Source organism: Carnobacterium sp. TMP28 (assembly GCF_047553015.1).
Taxonomy (GTDB): Bacteria; Bacillota; Bacilli; order Lactobacillales; family Carnobacteriaceae; genus Carnobacterium_A.
Map to the genome: position 1 here is coordinate 1,163,518 of NZ_CP180212.1, position 19,123 is coordinate 1,182,640.

Consider the following 19,123-nt stretch of genomic DNA (forward strand, 5'->3'; position numbering starts at 1 on the left):
GGGTTCAATAAAGGACGCTTTTTTCACTGAGTATTTTTTGAAACTAATTTTATATGCTTGTTTTCGTACCTTAAGAGAGGATAATCTTAGTGAGTATATGTTAAAATAAAGACCATTACTATTTAAAAGAGGTGTGCTTATGCAGGAAAAAAATAATGAACATACGAAAGCCGATAAAGATAATCGTTTCATTTACTTTTGGGGTGGTAAAAAATTAGTTTTCACTTTAGTTGTATTCATTCTAATCGCTCTTTTGATCCTACTTTTTAATCAAGTTTCTTTTATTTTTAAGCCCCTACAAATTGCTTTTAGTACGATTGTCGCTCCTTTGATTCTTGCAGTAGTCTTTTATCATTTATTAGACCCCTTGATTTCTTGGATGGAAAAACGAGGTCTAAAAAGAAACATCGGTACAGCAATTGTCTTTGTCCTTTCCATAGTTTTGATTGGATACGGAATTATTTTATTCGTTCCTATTTTATCTGAACAAATCAGTGACTTTGTTTTGGACTTTCCTAGTTACGTCGATACATTGAAACAAAGACTAGAAGAAATCGTTTCTGGAAGTGTATTTGAAAGTTATTATAAAAATGCTATGAATAATTTAGATAAAGTCGTCGGAGATATTCCAGCAAAAGTGATGGATTGGATTGGAAGTTCTTCTCAAGAAATCATTAGCGTCTTTTCGACGATATCAACAGTTGTCTCAGTTATTGTTACTTTCCCGGTTATTCTCTTTTTTATGCTAGCAGATAAAGGAAAATTCAAACCCTTTATGATGAAAATCATTCCTCCTATTTTTCGTGATGCTATTCAAACAGTCTCTACACGCATTTCAAGTGTTGTCAGATCCTACATTCAAGGAGAGATTATTGTCGCCCTTAGTTTAGGCGTTTTGCTATTCTTTGGGTATTTGATTATTGGTTTGGACTATGCTTTCGTTTTAGCGATTATCGCTGCTGTCACAGCTATTGTCCCTTTCATTGGCGCAACAATTGGCGTTATTCCTGCCTTAATCGTTGCTGCCTTCACTTCACCTGGCATGCTATTAAAAATGGCTATTGTTTGGATAGTAGGTCAGTTTGTCCAAGGAAATATCATTGAACCAACCATTATGGGTAAGAATCTAAAAATGTATCCACTAACTATCATCATCGTCTTGTTAGTAATGGGAAATATTTTAGGTATTGTTGGAGTTATTTTAGGTGTTCCTTTGTTTGCAATGATTAAGGTCATACTAGAGTATTTATTAGAACAATTTAAAAAACGGTACAATCGTTACTTTTCTGAGGTAGCAGGCCCTTATGATGTTGATCGTGATTTAGCCGGTGACACTATCCACTATGATGATGCTGGCACTGTTAAGAAAGATGCTTCTGATGAAACTAATGAAAAAGATGAAGAAAATAATTCTGAGTAACTAGTAACCGTTTCTATTGAAAGAAATCAATAAATAAGCGCCCTTACTTTCAGTTAATTAATTTTAACTGAAAGTAAGGGCGCTTATTCTTTTAACCTATAGATACTAACATTCGCATGAATGAAACTAGTTCAAATCAAACCTATTTTTTTATTTCGTTAGCTTCTGATAGCCAACTTAAAATGACTTCTTTTTCATTAGCAACATCGCCTAATACAATAGCTATTTCTATTTTATCTAAGGCTTCACCTAGCCATTTGCCAGGAGATTTATTGAAATAAGCTACTAAATCAAAACCACTAACAGTCATTTCTTTTTTATCTTTTATAGGCAACTGATTCAGTAGTTCTTCGAGTCTAGTTAAGTCTGCTGGTTTATCTAAAAAGAGTAATAATTCTTCTACTTCAAGAATAATAGCATAACCAGATTGATACAATAATAACGGATCTAACGGTTGTTTCACTCTTAAAGTTAAGGCCTTTAAAGCTATTTTCACTTGTTGAATCATCTTTTTAGAACATTTCCATGCTCTCAAAAATGAATCGACATCCTCTTCATGTTTTTCTAAAGTAAACAACAACAACGTCCAAGCAGCTACTGGAGACGGCAATTTATGATTTTGATCGTTTTTTAACGAGGCAAAATACAGCAGTTCTTTTTGATACTCAGCTAATCCAGGACAATAGGAATATAATGCTGATTCTATAAATAAATTCAGCCCTTTTTGACGTCCCTCACCAAGCAATAGTTTCATAAACTCAACTTGAATTCTTTCGACAGCAATTTTTGCTAGCAAGGCTCGATGAAGAAAGATGGCTTTTTTTGTTTCAGAATCCATATTAAAATCTAATTGGCTAACAAAGCGTACCCCTCTCATCATCCGAAGAGCATCCTCAAAAAAACGTTCTTTTGGAGAACCAACCGCTTTTATTAACCCATTAGTTAAATCATTAACACCATCAAAATAATCTATAATCTCGCCATCTTCGGTCATCGCTAAAGCATTAACTGTAAAATCACGACGTTTTAAATCTTCTTTTAATGAGCGAACGAAGACGACTTGATCGGGTCTTCTAAAATCTTGGTAGGTCGATTCAGTTCTGAAAGTCGTTACTTCATAGGTCTCATCGTTTCTTAATACCATCACAGTACCATGTTCAATCCCCACATCAATCGTTTTAGAAAAAATAGCTTTTATCTCTGCTGGAAATGCGCTGGTAGCTAAATCAACATCATTGATTTCCTTATTTAACAACGCATCACGAACACAACCACCAACAAAATAAGCCTCATAGCCCGCCTTTTTTATTTCTGTAATAATAGGTAAGGCTTTAGTAAATAGAAGATTATCGTGGATCATAGAATGTTTTCCAATCCATAAACTATTTTTTCTAGCTCCATAACTTTAGTGCAACCTAACGCCACACCCGTCATAAATGAAGAACGATCATAGGAATCATGTCGGATTGTCAGTCCTTCACCAACACTACCAAATTGAACTTGTTGATGAGCTACTAAGCCAGGCAGACGCACACTATGGATTTTCATACCTTTGTAATCTGCTCCACGAGCACCTGTTAGGCTCTCTTTTTCATCGGGATGTCCTTGACTATATTCGCCTCTTTCTTCAAAAATCATTTGGGCTGTTTTAATAGCTGTTCCACTCGGTGCGTCTAATTTGTTATCATGGTGCAGTTCAATAATTTCTACATCCGGGAAATAACGTGCAGCCTTAGCTGAAAATTGCATCATCAATACCGCTCCAATAGCAAAATTAGGCGCAATCAATCCACCTGTTTTATTAGAAAGTGACAATGCCGTTAACTCTTTGAGATTTTCTTCTGAAAAACCTGTCGTTCCTACTACTGGACGAATACCATTTTCTAATGCAAAACGAGTATTTTCGTACGCAACATCTGGGATTGTAAAATCGATCCAGACATCCGCATTAATTGTTTGAACCATCGTTTCTTTATCATTAAAGATTGGAACATCTGCAAAAGAAAACTCTGGAATCGCACTTAGGTTTTTTTGCTCAACTATTGGATCTAAGACACCAACCAAAGTGAAATCCTCATTATCTAATACCATTTTTGTTGCTGTTGAACCCATTTTCCCTTTAAATCCTGCTACGATTACGTTAATCATTGTCTCCATCCTTTCTTCAATTGCTTCTTTTTCATTCATTTTTAACTGTTTATTTCTTTGCTCATTTAAAAAATCTACTAATGATTCCATTAGTTTAACTCTTTTTAATAGTACCAAAAAGTCACTAAGTTACAAGACAGACAGTCTGTTTAACAGACAATAAATGTCAAAAAAAAACCAACCAGTTAATGATTTGGTTTTTTTTCTGTCTTAGATTCATTTTTTTTAATTCTTTTTAAGTGATTAGATAATTGAATAAAGCTTTCTTTATCATCATTTTCTAAGGCAGCATCTATCTGATTCATCATCATATCTATTTGATTAGTTAAAGTTAGTGCAGCTAACGCCTGTTCTACTTCTATTTCCAAATTCACATCCAAAGATTCATTCCATTTGTGGTAAGGGTTATCTTCTAACACTCCTAAATAGTGGTAAGCTTTCCAAGGGTCATTGAAAATTAACTCCATATAGATATCTTCGTGCCAGTTTAATCGTATTTCATGAAAAGCCTGCTCAGGATCTTCGAACAAGATGCCTTCTTTATAAAATAAAAATGGCTTACTATCTGTTTCAATAGTTGACATCATCATTCCTCTAGGCGTGATTTCAACATTTTCAACAAAGTGAACTTTACCTAAAACAATGTCATGATTTAATAAATAATTTAAAATCCACATAGACTCTCTTCTTTTCAATTGATAAGAATCTAAAAACCAACCAAGAAATTCTTTTTTTGATTCTAAAGATACTTTGATGTTCATTTTAAAACCTCCTTGTTCTAAGCTTACTTCCATTATAGCTTACAAGACTAATAGTTTGTATTATTTGCTTCTAAAAGCTCTAACATTTCTGCATCTGATGGTTCTAAGACTAAATATTCAGTTAAGACAGTCCTAATAATAACTCTCTCACCAGCTTCTCTTAAGAAATAAATGTAACTTTTTAAAAATTCTTTATTTTGATTTAAGAAAGAATGACCTTGTTTAAAAAAGTACTCTGCCCTTTCATAATTCTCGACTTTATCATAGGCTAAAGCAGCATTCCAATAAAATTGAGGATCGACTTGTTCATGAGACAAAGCTTCTTCAATCCGTTTAATCGCATCTTCGAATCGTTCTTGTTTTAATAATAAGTTGGTATAGGCTAATTGTACTCCTTCGCTGTCAGGCGCTAGCGCTTGAGCTTTTAAGTAATATTCTTCAGCTGTCACTTCGTCTTCTAACTTAATTGCAATCTCTGCTCCTACAGCAAATAACTCATCGTTGTATTGATCCATCTGCAACCCTTCTCGAATAACTTCATTCGCTTTTTCGAGTTGATTTTCTTCTTCTAACCCTTTAGCTAAGTTCGGATAAACAGAAGTGTAACTTGGATCTAATTTTTTTAATTTGAAAAACAATTCATTGCCACGTTTAAATTCCTTTTGCTGATAATACGTAATCCCCAATTCGAATAAAGCATCGACTGTCTCGTTCTCTTCTACGCTTTGCTCAAAGTATAGAGCGGCTTGTTCTAAGTCACCTAGCGCGCTATAAGAAGCCCCACAGCGAGCAGCTAATGTGATACCTGAAAATTCGTTGTATCCTTGAGCCAGTAATTCTTCATAGCCATGAATAGCTTGAGCGTATTTTCCCATTGAAAAATAAAGTTCGGCTAAAGCAAAGAAAATAACCGGTTCTTCAGGTAAAAGTTCTTTTGCTTTTAATAATTTTTGTTCGCTAGCTTCATATAATCCTTGTACTTGATACAAATCAGCATGAACCAATAGCGCTTGCGGGTAGGATTCACTCATCTCCGAAACTTGTAAAAGCCAATCCATCGCCTCATCGATACGGTTTGATTCAATTTCAATTTCGGCTAATCCAATCTTTAGCTCATCCTCTTCGGTGTACGTTTCTAATAGTTGTTTATAAATTTGTTTTGTTTCTTCTAAAAAACCTAAATGGTATAAGTTATCCGCTAAATCATAAAGTTGTTCATCAGAATCTACTTTCAAAGCTTGCTCAAAAAATGTATTCGCCTCTTCAAGTTGATTGTTTTCTAACGCTTTGATCATCTTATCTCCATTATGCATATAACCTACCTCTTTCATAAACCTTCATTCATTTTATATCTATTGATTTTAACATAATTCTTGTTTCATTTGGGAATAAATGTTTACGATGAAAAAACGTGTCCATTAAAAAAGTCACATCTAAATAAATGATTTTTACTTAGAGTTAATCCTGTCAATAGATTTCTATTTATTTATTTAAAAATTTAAGAATAAAGTTCTGGTTTTATGTTAAAATTATTGAAGGATAGCATGCTAAAATTTTTCTTGTTGGTTAAAAAATACAGGTAACTTATATAAGTAAGCAGCAAAGCTAAAATTTACTAGGTGGTGAATACGAATGAACTTTAAAGAATTTGTGGAATATATGGAAAAAAATCTAAGTGCTAGAGATGCCTTTTATCAAAAAGCTTTAGTGGATCAAGAAGCTCGAAATGGTAGACGAGCACCTGCAAAAAAATGGAATGAAACAAAATTAGATCGAGCCGTCGATAAATTATGGTTAGAATTAATGAAAAATGTTTACGATAAATTTAAATGGGTTGTCAAAGAAAATTCCTCTGATCCTTATAAATCATGGGTTGAATACATTGAAAAGACGGAATCTATTGAGAATCTAGACGAAATGTTAGTTGAACTAGAGTTTGAATAAAGCGTTCTAATCGTCTTCTCCTCTTAGGTAGATACTTTCAAATAGGTCATTTACTAGCTTCAAGTTAGTAAATGATTTTTTTACTAGCTTCTTTTACTGATTAAAAAAGAAGGCTTATTATCTTCTGCTCTCAATTGTTGCTATAAAAAATCTATTGATAGGAGTGAAAACAATGAAATTCGGGTTAAGAAAACCAAGTATAAAAAAATCTATCAGCGCTAGAACGACTGGCAGAGCAAAACGAGCAATTAAAAAAGCGGTAATTCCTGGTTACGGTAAAAAAGGAATGGGTTGGATAAAGAATCCTAAGAAAGCGGCCTACAATAACGTGTATAAGAAGACCACTTTTTCACTATTTGATATTTTTAAATAAACGACTTTTTAATTAGTCGTGAAATCAACTAACGACCCTTGAATATAGGGGTCTTCAACTAGTCAGTATTTAACGTTTCTTTCTAATGGCACCGTTTTGGATAGTCCCACTCTTTCACAAAAGGTTATCGAACGAATGATTTTTATACCAGGAAATGCGCTTGTTCCTGTTCCAGCAAAGCTACAAATATATGCATAGATTGCTTTTGCTTCTAAATTAAACAATTGAATGTTATAATTAAGACAAATTTATTGCTGCAAGCTTAAATTTATTGGCTAACAAATGTGCCTATTTGTTAGCCTTTTTTGTTTTGTTTCATAGCTTCATACATACCCTCGCCATTCTTCTTTTGTTAGTTCGTTGAAAGGATCCTTAGATAATAGATTTTCTCTTTTTATTTGATTATCAAATTCTTGAATCGCTTCAGTAATTCCGTTCATAAACAATTCAGTAATTTCGTTCATAAACAATTTGTATTGCTTTTTACTAATAACCTTCTTATACTTACCTGCTTCTTTCTTTACGCCTTTAAGGCTCTCTATCAAATCTTTATTGATTAATGCCTTGTTGTATTGAATTTGCAAATAAGACAAGGCTTCATCACTATTCACCCCAATATTCATCGGGTTCATCTTTGCATTCCAGATAGGTTTCCCAGCCTATCTTTGCAGCTAATGCAGCGCCGTTTAAAACAAATGACAACATTGCGAATACTGCTATCCAGTAATGAAATGGCATCATATTACCTCCTCTTTTAAGATATTTGAAAATTCACGTGGTGATACTTTTTTACTTAGATAGCGGTTTTTTTCTTTCCATTTAAGATATTGAATAAAAACATCTATATTAATAAAAGTAGTTGAATGACCAGGCTTTATAACTCCTTTAGAGAATTCAGGTATACTCTCCATTTCACTTTGATAGTTATCAAGTGTTGATCTAGACATACCATTAAATCTTTTTAAGAGTTCTTTCTTTCTATCCCATTCAGCAACGACTTCTTTTCCTTCTGACATTTCGATTAATTCGTTGATTGTTGGAGTCTTCATGATTCGTACCTCCCTTCATTTATTTGAATTCATCTAGACTAACTTCTAACGCTTCGGCAATTTTGCAAACTAAATCAAAACTAGGTTTTTTTATATTCTCTCTTTTTAGTTCTGCTAAAACTGACTGACTGGTACCTATTTTTTTAGCCAAAGTAGTCTGGTTTGATCCTTTTTCTTTCATAATCTTTTCAACTTCCAACCACAACATGTTGTGTATACCTCCTTTTATAAATAATGTTATTATCTAGATATTGATAAATAATCAAAGTTAATTTATAATTGATTCATATAAATCGACCAATCTACCAACTGAGATTTATATAAAATAAATTAAGCGAGGTGAAAAAACTATGCCGAATTATATTTGCAACAAACTTACAGACGATAAAGGAAGACATGAAATCCATATTCAAAATTGTAATCAGGGTCCATCTCTTACAAATACCATTGAAGTGGGGTGGTTCTCTAATTGCCAAGAAGCTATAAAACATATGCAGACTATTAATCCACATCACGAGTTCGATGGATGCTATTATTGCAGCGTCAATTGCCATAAAGGTTAAATTTTTTTAATCAACAATTGGTATTTTTCAACTGCATTTTTTTCAATTTCTTTAACGAACCATTCTTGCATGATGTGAGTATTTTCTTGTAAAACATTTACTTGGTTGATTAGTCTATCATTTAACAACTGTAATTGTTCTTTTTTAGTTGGGGTGGTACTTTTACTCTTGTTTATCTCCTTTACAATTGCTCCAATAACTATGAGGGTTAATGTTATTTTTAATAATATTTTCATATTTACATCTCCATTTCTTTTTGTAGTAAGACGATATTGTTAATATCAAATAATCTAATAAAATAATATTAAGGAGTTGAGAAACTTAAATGTCTATTCAAATATTAATAAGTTCCATAGTCTCTATAACTTCTATTTTCATTTCTAATTGGTTAGGTAGAAAAGCTGTTAAAGACAATTTTCAGTTAGAAACTAAGGACAAAGCTTATAAAAATTATTACGTTCCCCTAATGAAGCTTTTGATATCTGCCAACAAAGATAATTTAACCTATTATTGGTTTGTCGCTGCTTGGTACAATGCTCCTGGTGAGCATAAGAAGAATACAGATCCATTTTCGACATTATTAAAAGGAAACCTTGAACTTTTACCGCCATCTATAGTAAAAATAATTCCTGAGTATAATGTCTCTACATCAGGAGCTGCTATGTTTTTTGGGGAAAATGAATATAGAGAAAATTATCGACATAATTTGATAAAATCATCTGATTTATTTGATGAAATTATTAGAAAATCATTACAAGAAGCCAGCAAATTAGCAAAAACACTAGGATATCCAGACATAGCAGCACCCATTTTGGAATCTTTTGTAGATATGGAACAAACTGATATGAATTTCCCAAGATACTTACCAGAGATATACCAAACAAAGGGCCCAAGACAATTTGTAGGAGAAACACCTCCGTACTATTGAAATCAAACATCTTTCTTCACTTCGTTAACCTTCACTGCTAATCTAATAGCTGTGAGGGCTATTGCTATTTTTAATACTATTTTCATGTTTATACCTCCATTTCTGTTTGTTCGTTATCCATAACAGCTAGGTAGCCAAGTGATTCAAGCAAGTTATGAATAAATATCCTTCCTTTTTGAGTCCATTTAGTTTGTGGATAAGCACCTGTTTCTTTAATGACCGTTTTTGATTTCGTGTATCCGTTATTCATATGTTTTCTATAAAGCACCCATTGACCGCCTTCTTTTCTTTGTATCTCGTTATTCCAAAGAATTCTATTTAGCTCTTGGCCACTCATTCCGTAGTCAGCAGCTATTTGAGTGATTGTCATTGTGTTCTTGGAATTGAGAATTTCATCCAGATAAGTTATCTTAGGTTCGTATTCTGCTATCAGTTGTTCTTGAATCGCTGTTCTTTCAATTAGAAGTTGAGTTTGTTGTTGTTCTTCAATCCATTGTTTCGCTCTAGCAATTGGATCAGCAATCATGTAAGAATCAACGTTTGACTGCTCCATCTGATTAAATTTTTGAACATATCTTGCAGTGAATAACGTTCCTTTTTTACCAGTTAATTTGTTGGCCGCCATTTCGCACCCTTGTTTTGTTAAAAGGAAGCATGGGCGACTTTGATTGTTTGCATCTTGATAAGCCGATTCTACGAAGAAATCACCCAGTCCAATATTGGCTTCGGCTAAATCTTTCGAATAGCCACGAATATCTCTCATTAATTTGCTGTGTTCTTTACCTAACATTTCTGCTACTTCTCTTGATTCAATTGTTTGTGCTGGTTTCATTTCAATTAGATTTGTCATATTATATTTCCCACTTTCTATTTCTTTATTCCATTTGTTATTTAATAGTGAGATAATCACTCTAAACAAGGAGGTGAAATAATATTGGCACTAAATATAGATAATATTGTTATTGACCATGTTTGTAGAGTATTAGGAGAATTAACATCTGGTTCTAAAATTACAAATATGTTCTCTATATTAAATTTTTTCGATTCTGATATTGTTAAATGTGGAAGGCCTGTAACGACTAAATGGAAAAGATTAAGTGAAGCAATTATTCGTGAATGCAAAAAAGACAAAAGTGCGAAACCTTTTTTCAAAACTGTTGAGTTTATCATGAAGCCGATTAATTTTGTGAATTCCCAAGAATCTTGGAATGACAATTGTAAAGAAATCAATTCAAAACTTATCTTTTATGGATATGAGCTTACGAATCGAGGAAAAATAATAGTAACAGATTCAGTCGAAACTGTTGCTGAAGCTCAAGTAAGATTAAATTCTTTTCAAGATAAATTGAGAATGTACGAAATCCATCCCAATATAATGTTATTTTGCAGAGAAGAGTTCTTTCAAAATAATTATTTTCATGCAATCTTAGAAGCTAGCAAAAGTGTTCTTCAGAGAGTTAGGGATTTGTCAGAATTAGAACTAGATGGAACAAAACTCATTCACCAATCTTTATCATCTAAAAATCCTGTTATATTAATAAAGGGTAATATGTTATCGAATGATACAGATAGAAGTTTATATAATGGTTTAAAAAACTTACTTGAAACTATAGTTTCTTTGTATAGAAATCCAAATGCACATACACCTAAGTTATTTGATATAACTCTAGAGACAGATGCTATAACTGCTTTCAGTATGATGTCACTAGCTCATCGTATTTTGGATAATTGCATCAATGTCCGATATTTGGATAACTAGAGAAGTCATTTCAATTGTTACATTTGCTAACTTCAAAACTTGTTCAGATACATTAACACTTTTATTTTGCTCAATACGATATAATTCTTGTTCCAATAAAGAATTTAAGTATTGAGCATTTTTGATTATATTTTCTCTCAAGCTTTCCTCGTTCATTTATTTATCCTCCTAGATACTTAATATCTTTTTTATTCGCTTAACGTGTTCTTGTGCTTTAGGGCCATCTTTCTTACCATTAATAATGTCTGAAAGATAAGCAGTAGACATTCCAAGCTCTTTTGCTAGTTTTGTCATTGTTAGATTCTTTTCAACTAACTTAACTCTTACTTTTATAGACAAATCGTTGCTCATGATTTCACTCCTTTAAATTTTTTTAGTAAATAAGCTAAAAGTATCAGCTAACAGTTTACACTTGTATACAAATATGCTACAATCAATCCATAGTTAAATAAGCCTACAGATGTACTGTTAATACGTTGGGAAACGCTATTCAATGGTTTATTGAAGTCTGCTTGTTAGCTGAATAAATTAGCTTATGGACTTAGTACATATTCAAATAATCTACACGTCAACCATTTTGTAGCATATTTGTATAAACTATTCCTTTTGGGCTTTCGAAAGGTTGATACAAGTGAGATTATATGAAAAAATAAAATATCTTTCTTCTGAAAAAAAGATATCTATTCGCAAGCTAGAAGAAGATTTAGGTTATGGAAATGGTACGATAAGACGTTGGGATACAGCTACGCCTGGCGTTGATAAAATCCGTAAAGTTGCAGATTATTTTAACGTATCAACTGATTACTTATTAGGAAGAACTGAAATACCTTCAAAATCCAATGTGCCTATGCCTATTGATCTAAATGAAATACTAGACAATACAATGAGTTTCGACGGTAAACCAATGACTGAAAATGATAGAGAAGCTATTAGAGCTTACCTTGAGGGAAGATTTAGTAATAAGTGAGGATGATTATATGGATGGCATCTTTAATCTGCTCAAATCTAATGATATTGAGCTGGCTTTAATTGAATTAGAAAATAATGGATACTACAATTCAGATTTAAAAACTATATTCATTAATCAGAATTTAAATGAAAAGAGACAAAAAGAAGTTATTCTTCATGAGTTGGGTCATGCTTTAAACCACAAAGAATTTTCTCCTTTATATAGCAGATCATCATTTAAATTAAAAATGGAGAACGAAGCAAACTCTTTCATGATGAATAATCTTATTGAGGAATCCGAGGGTCATTTCAATTACTCTGATGTCCTGGAAACTTTCAAACTTGGTTTAGGATGGGATTTTAAAATTAAGTAAATACATATATTCTTTTTGTGGAGTGGTAAAGCAGCTATCGATAGGAGTGTAAATAATGAAGGAAAATAACATTGTTCCGTTTGATATAAAAAAGAAGTATAAAGGCTACGATGATTTATCAAAAGAAGATTTTTGCGAAGTTGGCGGTATTGTTGCACCTTTGTTTGATTCTATTTATATCGATAAATACAACAATACTATTGGAAAGACTAAATCGGGTATTGAAGTATTAATTTCTAAGAAATAAAAAAACACTCCCTAACTTTGGTCGGCTAGGAGTGAGGTGTAAAAAAATATTATTTTCAAAAAATTATAGAACGGAGGAGGAAAATGCTTCAAGACATTATAGATGATAATAGTTATCCAGTTGTATTTATAGGTTCAGGAATTTCAAAAAGATATTTGGAAGACTTTCCAACATGGGAAGAATTATTAAAAGGGTATTGGGGGAAAATAGGAGAAAAGGAAAATTTTTATACTCATTTAAGAAAAATAAAAGCAAATTCAAGTTCCAATTTAACAGAAGAAGAAAAAGACTTTAACGTAAATTCAGCTGTTGCACTATATATAAACAAGAAATTTGACGATTTGTTTTATGAAGAAGTCTTTTCTTTAGCAGGATTATCTATAGACCAGGCGTATAACAAAAATATATCACCATTCAAATATGATTTAGCGTCAAAATTTAAAGACTATGAATTTAAAGAAAGTATGAAAACAGAAATTGAGTCTTATAAAAAATTTCTTTCTAAAGCACGAGTTATTGTAACGACAAATTATGACATGTTGACAGAAAATTTACTCGAAGAACTTGGTGCCAAACCCAAAATATATATTGGTCAAAAGGGTTTCTTTGACAAAACCTTAGATTGGGCAGAACTTTATAAAATTCATGGTGATGTAAATTATCCAGAAAGTATTGTCATTAACGAAAAAGATTACGAAAGATACGATTCAAACTCTGTTCTAATTAGTGCAAAAATATTGTCAACTCTACTAGAATCGCCAATAATCTTTTTAGGTTATTCGTTAACTGATAGAAATGTCAGAAAATTACTAACTGATTTTTCAGCCCAACTACCAAAAGAAGATATACGTAAATCATCTAATCGAATAGTGATTGTTGAGTATTTAAAAAATGAAGATAATCTCATAGAGCAAATGAGCAGAGATGAAGCACTAGATATTGGCTACATTCATATTTCTACAGATAATTATGGAAAATTATACGAAAAAATATCTCAAATCAATGAAGGATTAACTCCTTACGAAGTACTAAGATATCAAAGTGCAATTAAAGAGATAGTTCTAGCTGCTGGAACTAAAGGATCCTTAGATGCTGTTTTAGTATCTCCCAATCAACTTGATGACTTAGAAGAACAAATAGCTGCTGGTAAACCTATAGTTGTTGCTTTAGGAAATAAAAAATACATGTTCGTATATCCAGATATTGTTAACTACTTAAAAGATTATTTGTTCAATGATGACGAAATTTTACCCTCTATAGCACTGACTTTTGCTGCAAAGGATGGTAGTAAGCTAACAAAGACACCTTTTTCAAAGTATTTAAAAGAAAACGACGTTCTTTCTTTAAATCTAGATAGAGAAATTATAACGAAATTAAATAATAAAATTGAGAACATGTCTACTATTGAGAGTGTGATTTATTCGTTAAATGACTCAATAAAATCAATTCATATTAATAACATAGAAGAAATAAAAAATCATAGTTTTCCAGCAACTAAAGAAATTGAAGTTGTTATCAACAATATTATATCTATCGACAAAGAAGAGTTAACAGAATATATACTACATGATGCTTTTCCAAAGTTCGTGCAAAGTAATAAGACAAAAACTAATCTGAGAAGCCCATTGCGCAAGTTATTCTTCGCTTATGATTTGTTGATTAATGGTAACTTAGAAAAGATAAAGTAAAATAAAAAAGTCTTCAATTCCATTAAAATGGATGAAGACTTTTGAGCAGATGGTAAAAGGTTTGCTTCTTTTAGGAAGATTGACCTTTAACTTTATCCATAGTTTACTATTTTTTTATAAATATAACAAGATTTAAGTTAAATCTATTACTAAAAAACACCACTCTCCCCGACTAAAGCGAAAGTGGTGTTCAACGAAAAAATCAACCTGCAATAGGTCTCTTTTCTATATCCTATTGTAGCATAAAACAGGAGGTTTTATCTATGTGGATTAAAGAAATGAAAGATGGAAGATTTCATTTCTTTGAAAGATATAAAGATCCATATTCTGAAAAAAATAAAACGAAGTCAACTATACTAACAAGTAATTCTCCTCAAGCTCGTAAGAAAGCCCAAAGACTTCTAGATGACAAAATAGCCATCGCTCTCGATGAAAGAGAACAGCAACTCATAACTCCATGAAGCCTGTAAAGAATGGCACAACGCTCATATGCGCTCATTAAGACCATCTTCTATCGTGGTTTATGAATCTGTAAAAAAACATATTTTAATTTATGTAGATAATGATATATTAATTAGCAAAATTGACGCTAAGTATCTTCAGAAGTTTTTTAATCAGTTAGATTATTCTGATCAGTATGTATCTACTTTTAAATCTACTTTAGGATTACTTTTTAAATACGCTTATCAGATGGAATACATTGATAAAAATCCATTAGATAGTGTTGTATTAGTGAAGAAGGCTAAAACATTAGCAGATATACAACGGATTGAGAATAAGTTTTTAGAAAAAGAAGAAGTTGAGATTTTGTTAACTAAACTATATAGAAGGCCTTCTACTTATCGAACGGCTAGATTAGCCGAATTTATGTACCTAACAGGCATGCGATTTGGCGAAGCAGTAATACTTAGGAAAGATGACTTCGACCTCTCAGGTAGGCTTGTTTCGATAACTGGCACCCTAGATAAAACGAATGGGTATAAGAAATCAAAAAAAGGTCCTACAAAAACGGCTAAATCAAATAGAAAACTTAGTTTAACAAAAAGAACAATTGAATTAGTTGAAAGAAGTGTTGGAGAAAACCATTTAGTTAGAGTTGATAGTAAGAAATATTTAAAAGGAAATTATATCTTTGTTACTAAAAGCGGAACCCCTATGCAAAACAATGCGTTTAATATAGCGTCTCACATCTTTAGACACTCCCACATCTCCTTATTATCTGAAAAAGGAATACCTATAAAAGCAATCATGGGTCGTGTTGGCCATGAGGATGCAGATATTACAAATCGTATCTATACTCATGTCACAAGTTCGATGAAAACGAACATAATTGAGCAACTTGAAGCTAGTGGTTTATAAATTTTTGCTAGTTATTTGCTAGTTTTAACAATGTCTATATAAAATAACAGCTAGAACCCCTTATGTACCAAGGGTTCTAGCGTTTGTGTTATTTAACTGCATCTTTAAGTGCTTTACCTGGTTTGAATGCCGGAACTTTGCTTGCAGCAATTTGGATTTCTTCCCCTGTTTGAGGGTTGCGTCCTTTGCGTGCAGCACGATCGCGAACTTCAAAGTTACCAAAACCAATAATTTGAACTTTCTCACCTTTGCTCAAAGTTGTTTGGATTGTTTCGAAGACAGCTTCTACTGCTGCAGTTGCATCTTTTTTAGTCAAACCTGTTGAAGTTGCTACGTTTTCGATTAACTCTGCTTTGTTAGCCATGTATATTTCACCTCCTCGAAAAGAAGAATAGTTGCTTTTTTTACGAAGCAAATAAAAATCATAATATCATTTTTGAGTGGTCCAAAAATGAAGATAGTCGAAATGCTGTTTTAGATGTTGCGATTTACATTTCATCTAAAAAGATATCATACAAATACTGTTACTGCAATGATTTTAATCTATTTCTTGCTATTTTAGTAGCTTTTTTACATAAAACAGATTATTGTTTGTAACACCATGATAAATATGTTAAAATATCCCATTTCGCTTTTTCATTTCTTCTTTTTAGCCATTATTTTCTTTGACGTGTAAGGATTCGTATAGGCGTTCCTTCAAAAACAAAAGTATCTCTTATTCGATTTTCTAAGAAACGTGAATAAGAAAAATGCATCATCTCAGGATCGTTTACGAATACAACAAATGTTGGTGGCTTGATTGCTACTTGTGTTGCGTAGAAAATTCTCAATCTCTTACCTTTATCTGTTGGAGTAGGATTCATCGCTACAGCATCTAAAATCACATCGTTTAAAACAGATGATTGAATACGTAAACGTTGATTTTCACTTACTCGTTTAATCATTTCAGGTAATTTGTTTAAGCGCTGTTTTGTAACTGCTGAAACAAATACGATTGGTGCATAGCTCAAATAAGCAAACTCGCTACGAATGTCTCTTTCAAAATCTTTAACGGTATTGTTGTCTTTATCAAGAGTATCCCACTTGTTTACAACAATGATAACTCCTTTACCTGCTTCATGTGCATAGCCGGCAACTTTTTTATCTTGCTCTCTTATACCTTCTTCAGCATTTAATACAACTAAAACAACATCTGAACGCTCGATTGCTCTAAGTGCTCTCATGACGCTGTATTTTTCAGTTGATTCGTATACTTTACCACGTTTTCTCATTCCAGCTGTATCAATCATGACGAACTCTGTTCCTTCGTTATCTGTAAATTGTGTATCAATAGCATCACGAGTTGTTCCTGCTACACTTGATACAATAACGCGTTCTTCACCTAACATAGCATTGATAATAGAAGATTTACCAACATTTGGTCGGCCGATAAGACTGAATTTTATAACTGAGTCATCGTATTCTTCCTCTTCTTCTTCAGGGAAATGATTCACTGCTGCATCAAGTAAATCTCCGATACCCAATCCATGACTTCCTGAAATAGGGTAAGGTTCGCCCAATCCAAGCGTATAAAAATCAAATATTTCTGCACGCATATCGGGATTATCTACTTTATTTACTGCTAATAGTACAGGTTTTTTTGTACGATATAAAATTTTCGCGACATTTTCATCTGCATCTGTGACGCTATCTCGACTATTTGTAATAAAGATAATCACGTCTGCTTCTTCCATTGCAATCTCTGCTTGGTATTTTATTTGATCAAGGAAAGGTTCGTCTCCTAAATCAATTCCGCCTGTATCAATCAAATTAAACTCTTTTCCTAACCATTCAGCTTGAGAGTAAATACGGTCTCTAGTTACTCCTGAAATATCTTCTACAATTGAAATACGTTCGCCTACGATTCGGTTAAAAATTGTTGATTTTCCTACGTTTGGACGACCAACGATGGCGATAACTGGTTTTGCCATTGCTTTAGCCTCCTTCTAATTAATTTCTTATTTCTTTAGTTAGTTTATAGAACAAAGCTTGAATTTGCAAGCTTTTGCTTAATAAAACCGCTTTAACGAGTAAACTTCGTCTTTTATTCTTACTTTCAAGCAAATAAAGACAGGCGGCTAAAGAGTGCCACCTGTCTTTATTTTTTATCTAAACTAATTTAGTTTTAATCAGTATCTTCTTCATCGGAAGTAATATCAGAAAGTTGGTCTCCAAGAATATCTCCTATAGTAAATCCTGAATCCATTTCTGGCATCTCGTACTTTTCTTCTTGAGGTTTTGATTGTTGTTGTGGTTTGTCTTCTAGTGCCTTAATACTTAACGATAAACGTTGATCTTCAGTATTTAAATCAAGCACTTTAACTTTAATCTCTTGGCCTTCACTCAACACTTCGTGAGGTGTGGCAATATGATTGTGAGAAATTTGAGAGATGTGAACAAGTCCCTCTACGCCTGGATAAACTTCAACGAAGGCCCCGAAACTGGTTAATCGCTTAACCTTGCCATCTAAAACAGTATCGACTCCTGCACGGTCTTCAATGTCATCCCAAGGTCCAGGTAACGTATCTTTGATAGATAATGAGATACGACCAGCCTCTTCGTCAACAGAAAGAATTTTCACATCAACTTCTTGTCCTACTGATAAGATATCTGCTGGATTTTTAACATGATCATAAGAAATTTGAGAAATATGAACCAATCCGTCAACTCCACCCAAATCAATGAAAGCGCCAAAGTTTGTTAAGCGAGCAACTTTACCTTTAACAGTATCGTTTTCTTTCAATTCTTGCATCACTTTCTTTTTATTTAAATCACTTTCAGCTTGTAAAACAGCTTTATGTGATAAAATTAAACGATTTTCACTAGGCTCTATTTCCATAATTTTGAATGCCATAATTTTTCCTTTGTATTCTGAAAAATCATCAACAAACTGAATGTCTACCATTGAGGCTGGTACAAATCCTCTAACACCTGCATCAACAACTAGTCCACCCTTAACAACTTCTTTTACTGGAGCTTCAATAATTGTTCCAGCTTCAAAGTCTTTTTGAATTTTCTCCCATACTTGTTTAGCATCAATACGACGTTTAGAAAGTAAAAAGCTACCATTTTCTTTTTCTTTAATTTCTTTGATGACAACTAAGTCAACAATATCACCAACATTTACAATTTCTGTAACGTCTTCAAAAGGTGCGGCAGATAGCTCGTTGTTAGGAATAACGCCTTCTACACCTCCACCAAGAATGCCAACAATTGCTTGTTTGTTATCTTGAATTTTCAAAATTTCCCCTTGAACAGTATCACCAATGTGAATTTCTTGCACACTATCTAAAGCTTCCAACATTGATTCTTGTTCCGATTCTTCGTTTTTGTCTTTTTGATCTGTCATGTTATTGTCCTCCTAATTTAGCCAATTAACTCTTTCTTATTCCATTTTACCCAATATCATCAAAAAATGCCAGAATAAGGCCTACAAAATAGATTTATCGCTTATTTTCATAAGTTTTTTCCAGAAATTATCTATATTATCTTATTGGTCACTGATTCTAAGAGAGAAAAGACG

The 19,123-nt window shown here is 32.6% G+C and carries 27 protein-coding genes; 11 read left to right on the forward strand and 16 right to left on the reverse strand.

Annotated features, from left to right (window positions below; genetic code table 11):
* Positions 1-139 precede the first annotated feature (139 nt).
* The gene (locus ACMHYH_RS05585) at positions 140-1,420 is read left to right on the forward strand and encodes an AI-2E family transporter (RefSeq protein ID WP_414838436.1); all 1,281 of its coding nucleotides are present in this window, start codon (positions 140-142) and stop codon (positions 1,418-1,420) included.
* Positions 1,421-1,562: 142 nt separating this feature from the next.
* On the opposite strand, the gene ACMHYH_RS05590 is transcribed toward ACMHYH_RS05585, so the two are convergent.
* From ACMHYH_RS05590 to ACMHYH_RS05605, 4 genes are all read right to left on the reverse strand, one after another.
* Positions 1,563-2,780 (reverse strand): CCA tRNA nucleotidyltransferase, encoded by a 1,218-nt coding sequence (locus ACMHYH_RS05590; RefSeq protein ID WP_414838437.1) that lies wholly within the window; start codon positions 2,778-2,780, stop codon positions 1,563-1,565.
* A complete protein-coding gene (gene dapB, locus ACMHYH_RS05595; RefSeq protein ID WP_414840354.1) occupies positions 2,777-3,568 on the reverse strand; it encodes a 4-hydroxy-tetrahydrodipicolinate reductase in 792 nt (263 codons plus the stop codon). Before dapB ends, ACMHYH_RS05590 begins: the two co-directional genes overlap by 4 nt.
* A 185-nt stretch (positions 3,569-3,753) precedes the next feature.
* Positions 3,754-4,329, reverse strand: a complete 576-nt coding sequence (locus ACMHYH_RS05600; RefSeq protein ID WP_414838438.1) for a ReoY family proteolytic degradation factor — start codon at positions 4,327-4,329, stop codon at positions 3,754-3,756.
* A 47-nt stretch (positions 4,330-4,376) separates the two neighbouring features.
* On the reverse strand, positions 4,377-5,642 hold the full coding sequence (locus ACMHYH_RS05605; protein WP_414838439.1) for a tetratricopeptide repeat protein: 1,266 nt from the start codon (positions 5,640-5,642) through the stop codon (positions 4,377-4,379).
* 319 nt (positions 5,643-5,961) lie between these two features.
* On the opposite strand from ACMHYH_RS05605, the gene ACMHYH_RS05610 reads away from it, so the two are divergent.
* Positions 5,962-6,273 (forward strand): hypothetical protein, encoded by a 312-nt coding sequence (locus ACMHYH_RS05610; RefSeq protein ID WP_414838440.1) that lies wholly within the window; start codon positions 5,962-5,964, stop codon positions 6,271-6,273.
* Positions 6,274-6,445: 172 nt separating this feature from the next.
* Positions 6,446-6,646 carry a hypothetical protein gene (locus tag ACMHYH_RS05615; RefSeq protein WP_414838441.1) on the forward strand — a complete coding sequence of 67 codons (201 nt, stop codon included), beginning with the start codon at positions 6,446-6,448 and terminating at the stop codon, positions 6,644-6,646.
* A gap of 62 nt (positions 6,647-6,708) precedes the next feature.
* On the opposite strand, the gene ACMHYH_RS05620 is transcribed toward ACMHYH_RS05615, so the two are convergent.
* From ACMHYH_RS05620 to ACMHYH_RS05645, 6 genes are all read right to left on the reverse strand, one after another.
* Complete coding sequence (locus tag ACMHYH_RS05620; RefSeq protein WP_414838442.1) at positions 6,709-6,870, reverse strand: hypothetical protein; 162 nt, start codon at positions 6,868-6,870, stop codon at positions 6,709-6,711.
* Positions 6,871-6,969: 99 nt separating this feature from the next.
* Positions 6,970-7,278 (reverse strand): hypothetical protein, encoded by a 309-nt coding sequence (locus ACMHYH_RS05625; RefSeq protein ID WP_414838443.1) that lies wholly within the window; start codon positions 7,276-7,278, stop codon positions 6,970-6,972.
* Complete coding sequence (locus ACMHYH_RS05630) at positions 7,250-7,384, reverse strand: hypothetical protein (RefSeq protein ID WP_414838444.1); 135 nt, start codon at positions 7,382-7,384, stop codon at positions 7,250-7,252. Before ACMHYH_RS05630 ends, ACMHYH_RS05625 begins: the two co-directional genes overlap by 29 nt.
* A complete protein-coding gene (locus ACMHYH_RS05635) occupies positions 7,384-7,695 on the reverse strand; it encodes a hypothetical protein (protein ID WP_414838445.1) in 312 nt (103 codons plus the stop codon). Before ACMHYH_RS05635 ends, ACMHYH_RS05630 begins: the two co-directional genes overlap by 1 nt.
* 19 nt (positions 7,696-7,714) lie before the next feature.
* Entirely contained in the window at positions 7,715-7,903 is a 189-nt protein-coding gene (locus ACMHYH_RS05640) for a helix-turn-helix domain-containing protein (RefSeq protein ID WP_414838446.1), read from the reverse strand.
* 351 nt (positions 7,904-8,254) lie between these two features.
* Positions 8,255-8,494, reverse strand: a complete 240-nt coding sequence (locus tag ACMHYH_RS05645) for a hypothetical protein (protein WP_414838447.1) — start codon at positions 8,492-8,494, stop codon at positions 8,255-8,257.
* A gap of 89 nt (positions 8,495-8,583) precedes the next feature.
* Between ACMHYH_RS05645 and ACMHYH_RS05650 the strand changes: the two genes are divergently transcribed.
* On the forward strand, positions 8,584-9,186 hold the full coding sequence (locus ACMHYH_RS05650) for a hypothetical protein (protein WP_414838448.1): 603 nt from the start codon (positions 8,584-8,586) through the stop codon (positions 9,184-9,186).
* A gap of 88 nt (positions 9,187-9,274) precedes the next feature.
* Here ACMHYH_RS05650 and ACMHYH_RS05655 read toward each other — a convergent pair whose 3' ends face one another.
* Positions 9,275-10,096 carry a phage regulatory protein/antirepressor Ant gene (locus ACMHYH_RS05655; protein WP_414838449.1) on the reverse strand — a complete coding sequence of 274 codons (822 nt, stop codon included), beginning with the start codon at positions 10,094-10,096 and terminating at the stop codon, positions 9,275-9,277.
* Between the two features lie 24 nt (positions 10,097-10,120).
* Between ACMHYH_RS05655 and ACMHYH_RS05660 the strand changes: the two genes are divergently transcribed.
* On the forward strand, positions 10,121-10,945 hold the full coding sequence (locus ACMHYH_RS05660) for a TIGR02391 family protein (RefSeq protein WP_414838450.1): 825 nt from the start codon (positions 10,121-10,123) through the stop codon (positions 10,943-10,945).
* On the opposite strand, the gene ACMHYH_RS05665 is transcribed toward ACMHYH_RS05660, so the two are convergent.
* Together ACMHYH_RS05665 and ACMHYH_RS05670 are read right to left on the reverse strand one after the other, a co-directional pair.
* On the reverse strand, positions 10,892-11,101 hold the full coding sequence (locus tag ACMHYH_RS05665) for a hypothetical protein (RefSeq protein WP_414838451.1): 210 nt from the start codon (positions 11,099-11,101) through the stop codon (positions 10,892-10,894). The two genes, ACMHYH_RS05660 and ACMHYH_RS05665, sit on opposite strands and share 54 nt — an antisense overlap.
* 12 nt (positions 11,102-11,113) lie before the next feature.
* Positions 11,114-11,296, reverse strand: a complete 183-nt coding sequence (locus ACMHYH_RS05670) for a helix-turn-helix domain-containing protein (RefSeq protein WP_414838452.1) — start codon at positions 11,294-11,296, stop codon at positions 11,114-11,116.
* 280 nt (positions 11,297-11,576) lie between these two features.
* Between ACMHYH_RS05670 and ACMHYH_RS05675 the strand changes: the two genes are divergently transcribed.
* From ACMHYH_RS05675 to ACMHYH_RS05700, 6 genes are all read left to right on the forward strand, one after another.
* On the forward strand, positions 11,577-11,912 hold the full coding sequence (locus tag ACMHYH_RS05675) for a helix-turn-helix domain-containing protein (RefSeq protein WP_414838453.1): 336 nt from the start codon (positions 11,577-11,579) through the stop codon (positions 11,910-11,912).
* A 10-nt stretch (positions 11,913-11,922) separates the two neighbouring features.
* Positions 11,923-12,267, forward strand: coding sequence for an ImmA/IrrE family metallo-endopeptidase (locus ACMHYH_RS05680; protein ID WP_414838454.1), 345 nt, complete (start codon positions 11,923-11,925; stop codon positions 12,265-12,267).
* A gap of 55 nt (positions 12,268-12,322) precedes the next feature.
* Positions 12,323-12,514 (forward strand): hypothetical protein, encoded by a 192-nt coding sequence (locus ACMHYH_RS05685; RefSeq protein ID WP_414838455.1) that lies wholly within the window; start codon positions 12,323-12,325, stop codon positions 12,512-12,514.
* Between the two features lie 83 nt (positions 12,515-12,597).
* On the forward strand, positions 12,598-14,202 hold the full coding sequence (locus ACMHYH_RS05690) for an SIR2 family protein (RefSeq protein ID WP_414838456.1): 1,605 nt from the start codon (positions 12,598-12,600) through the stop codon (positions 14,200-14,202).
* A gap of 263 nt (positions 14,203-14,465) precedes the next feature.
* Positions 14,466-14,663 carry a hypothetical protein gene (locus ACMHYH_RS05695; RefSeq protein WP_414838457.1) on the forward strand — a complete coding sequence of 66 codons (198 nt, stop codon included), beginning with the start codon at positions 14,466-14,468 and terminating at the stop codon, positions 14,661-14,663.
* A 28-nt stretch (positions 14,664-14,691) separates the two neighbouring features.
* Positions 14,692-15,561, forward strand: a complete 870-nt coding sequence (locus ACMHYH_RS05700; protein ID WP_414838458.1) for a tyrosine-type recombinase/integrase — start codon at positions 14,692-14,694, stop codon at positions 15,559-15,561.
* Between the two features lie 88 nt (positions 15,562-15,649).
* On the opposite strand, the gene ACMHYH_RS05705 is transcribed toward ACMHYH_RS05700, so the two are convergent.
* From ACMHYH_RS05705 to rpsA, 3 genes are all read right to left on the reverse strand, one after another.
* Positions 15,650-15,925 carry an HU family DNA-binding protein gene (locus tag ACMHYH_RS05705; RefSeq protein WP_414838459.1) on the reverse strand — a complete coding sequence of 92 codons (276 nt, stop codon included), beginning with the start codon at positions 15,923-15,925 and terminating at the stop codon, positions 15,650-15,652.
* A 292-nt stretch (positions 15,926-16,217) separates the two neighbouring features.
* Positions 16,218-17,531, reverse strand: coding sequence for a ribosome biogenesis GTPase Der (gene der, locus ACMHYH_RS05710; protein ID WP_414838460.1), 1,314 nt, complete (start codon positions 17,529-17,531; stop codon positions 16,218-16,220).
* A gap of 194 nt (positions 17,532-17,725) precedes the next feature.
* Positions 17,726-18,949 carry a 30S ribosomal protein S1 gene (rpsA, locus tag ACMHYH_RS05715; RefSeq protein ID WP_414838461.1) on the reverse strand — a complete coding sequence of 408 codons (1,224 nt, stop codon included), beginning with the start codon at positions 18,947-18,949 and terminating at the stop codon, positions 17,726-17,728.
* Positions 18,950-19,123: the final 174 nt, after the last annotated feature.

What these genes read in the sequence shown, in the direction of transcription:
- ACMHYH_RS05585 (WP_414838436.1), top strand. Translation starts at nt 140, where the DNA reads ATGCAGGAAAAAAATAATGAACATACGAAAGCCGATAAAGATAATCGT.
- ACMHYH_RS05590 (WP_414838437.1), bottom strand. Translation starts at nt 2,780, where the DNA reads ATGATCCACGATAATCTTCTATTTACTAAAGCCTTACCTATTATTACA.
- dapB (WP_414840354.1), bottom strand. Translation starts at nt 3,568, where the DNA reads ATGATTAACGTAATCGTAGCAGGATTTAAAGGGAAAATGGGTTCAACA.
- ACMHYH_RS05600 (WP_414838438.1), bottom strand. Translation starts at nt 4,329, where the DNA reads ATGAACATCAAAGTATCTTTAGAATCAAAAAAAGAATTTCTTGGTTGG.
- ACMHYH_RS05605 (WP_414838439.1), bottom strand. Translation starts at nt 5,642, where the DNA reads ATGCATAATGGAGATAAGATGATCAAAGCGTTAGAAAACAATCAACTT.
- ACMHYH_RS05610 (WP_414838440.1), top strand. Translation starts at nt 5,962, where the DNA reads ATGAACTTTAAAGAATTTGTGGAATATATGGAAAAAAATCTAAGTGCT.
- ACMHYH_RS05615 (WP_414838441.1), top strand. Translation starts at nt 6,446, where the DNA reads ATGAAATTCGGGTTAAGAAAACCAAGTATAAAAAAATCTATCAGCGCT.
- ACMHYH_RS05625 (WP_414838443.1), bottom strand. Translation starts at nt 7,278, where the DNA reads ATGAACCCGATGAATATTGGGGTGAATAGTGATGAAGCCTTGTCTTAT.
- ACMHYH_RS05630 (WP_414838444.1), bottom strand. Translation starts at nt 7,384, where the DNA reads ATGCCATTTCATTACTGGATAGCAGTATTCGCAATGTTGTCATTTGTT.
- ACMHYH_RS05635 (WP_414838445.1), bottom strand. Translation starts at nt 7,695, where the DNA reads ATGAAGACTCCAACAATCAACGAATTAATCGAAATGTCAGAAGGAAAA.
- ACMHYH_RS05640 (WP_414838446.1), bottom strand. Translation starts at nt 7,903, where the DNA reads ATGTTGTGGTTGGAAGTTGAAAAGATTATGAAAGAAAAAGGATCAAAC.
- ACMHYH_RS05645 (WP_414838447.1), bottom strand. Translation starts at nt 8,494, where the DNA reads ATGAAAATATTATTAAAAATAACATTAACCCTCATAGTTATTGGAGCA.
- ACMHYH_RS05650 (WP_414838448.1), top strand. Translation starts at nt 8,584, where the DNA reads ATGTCTATTCAAATATTAATAAGTTCCATAGTCTCTATAACTTCTATT.
- ACMHYH_RS05665 (WP_414838451.1), bottom strand. Translation starts at nt 11,101, where the DNA reads ATGAACGAGGAAAGCTTGAGAGAAAATATAATCAAAAATGCTCAATAC.
- ACMHYH_RS05670 (WP_414838452.1), bottom strand. Translation starts at nt 11,296, where the DNA reads ATGAGCAACGATTTGTCTATAAAAGTAAGAGTTAAGTTAGTTGAAAAG.
- ACMHYH_RS05680 (WP_414838454.1), top strand. Translation starts at nt 11,923, where the DNA reads ATGGATGGCATCTTTAATCTGCTCAAATCTAATGATATTGAGCTGGCT.
- ACMHYH_RS05685 (WP_414838455.1), top strand. Translation starts at nt 12,323, where the DNA reads ATGAAGGAAAATAACATTGTTCCGTTTGATATAAAAAAGAAGTATAAA.
- ACMHYH_RS05690 (WP_414838456.1), top strand. Translation starts at nt 12,598, where the DNA reads ATGCTTCAAGACATTATAGATGATAATAGTTATCCAGTTGTATTTATA.
- ACMHYH_RS05695 (WP_414838457.1), top strand. Translation starts at nt 14,466, where the DNA reads ATGTGGATTAAAGAAATGAAAGATGGAAGATTTCATTTCTTTGAAAGA.
- ACMHYH_RS05700 (WP_414838458.1), top strand. Translation starts at nt 14,692, where the DNA reads ATGCGCTCATTAAGACCATCTTCTATCGTGGTTTATGAATCTGTAAAA.
- ACMHYH_RS05705 (WP_414838459.1), bottom strand. Translation starts at nt 15,925, where the DNA reads ATGGCTAACAAAGCAGAGTTAATCGAAAACGTAGCAACTTCAACAGGT.
- der (WP_414838460.1), bottom strand. Translation starts at nt 17,531, where the DNA reads ATGGCAAAACCAGTTATCGCCATCGTTGGTCGTCCAAACGTAGGAAAA.
- rpsA (WP_414838461.1), bottom strand. Translation starts at nt 18,949, where the DNA reads ATGACAGATCAAAAAGACAAAAACGAAGAATCGGAACAAGAATCAATG.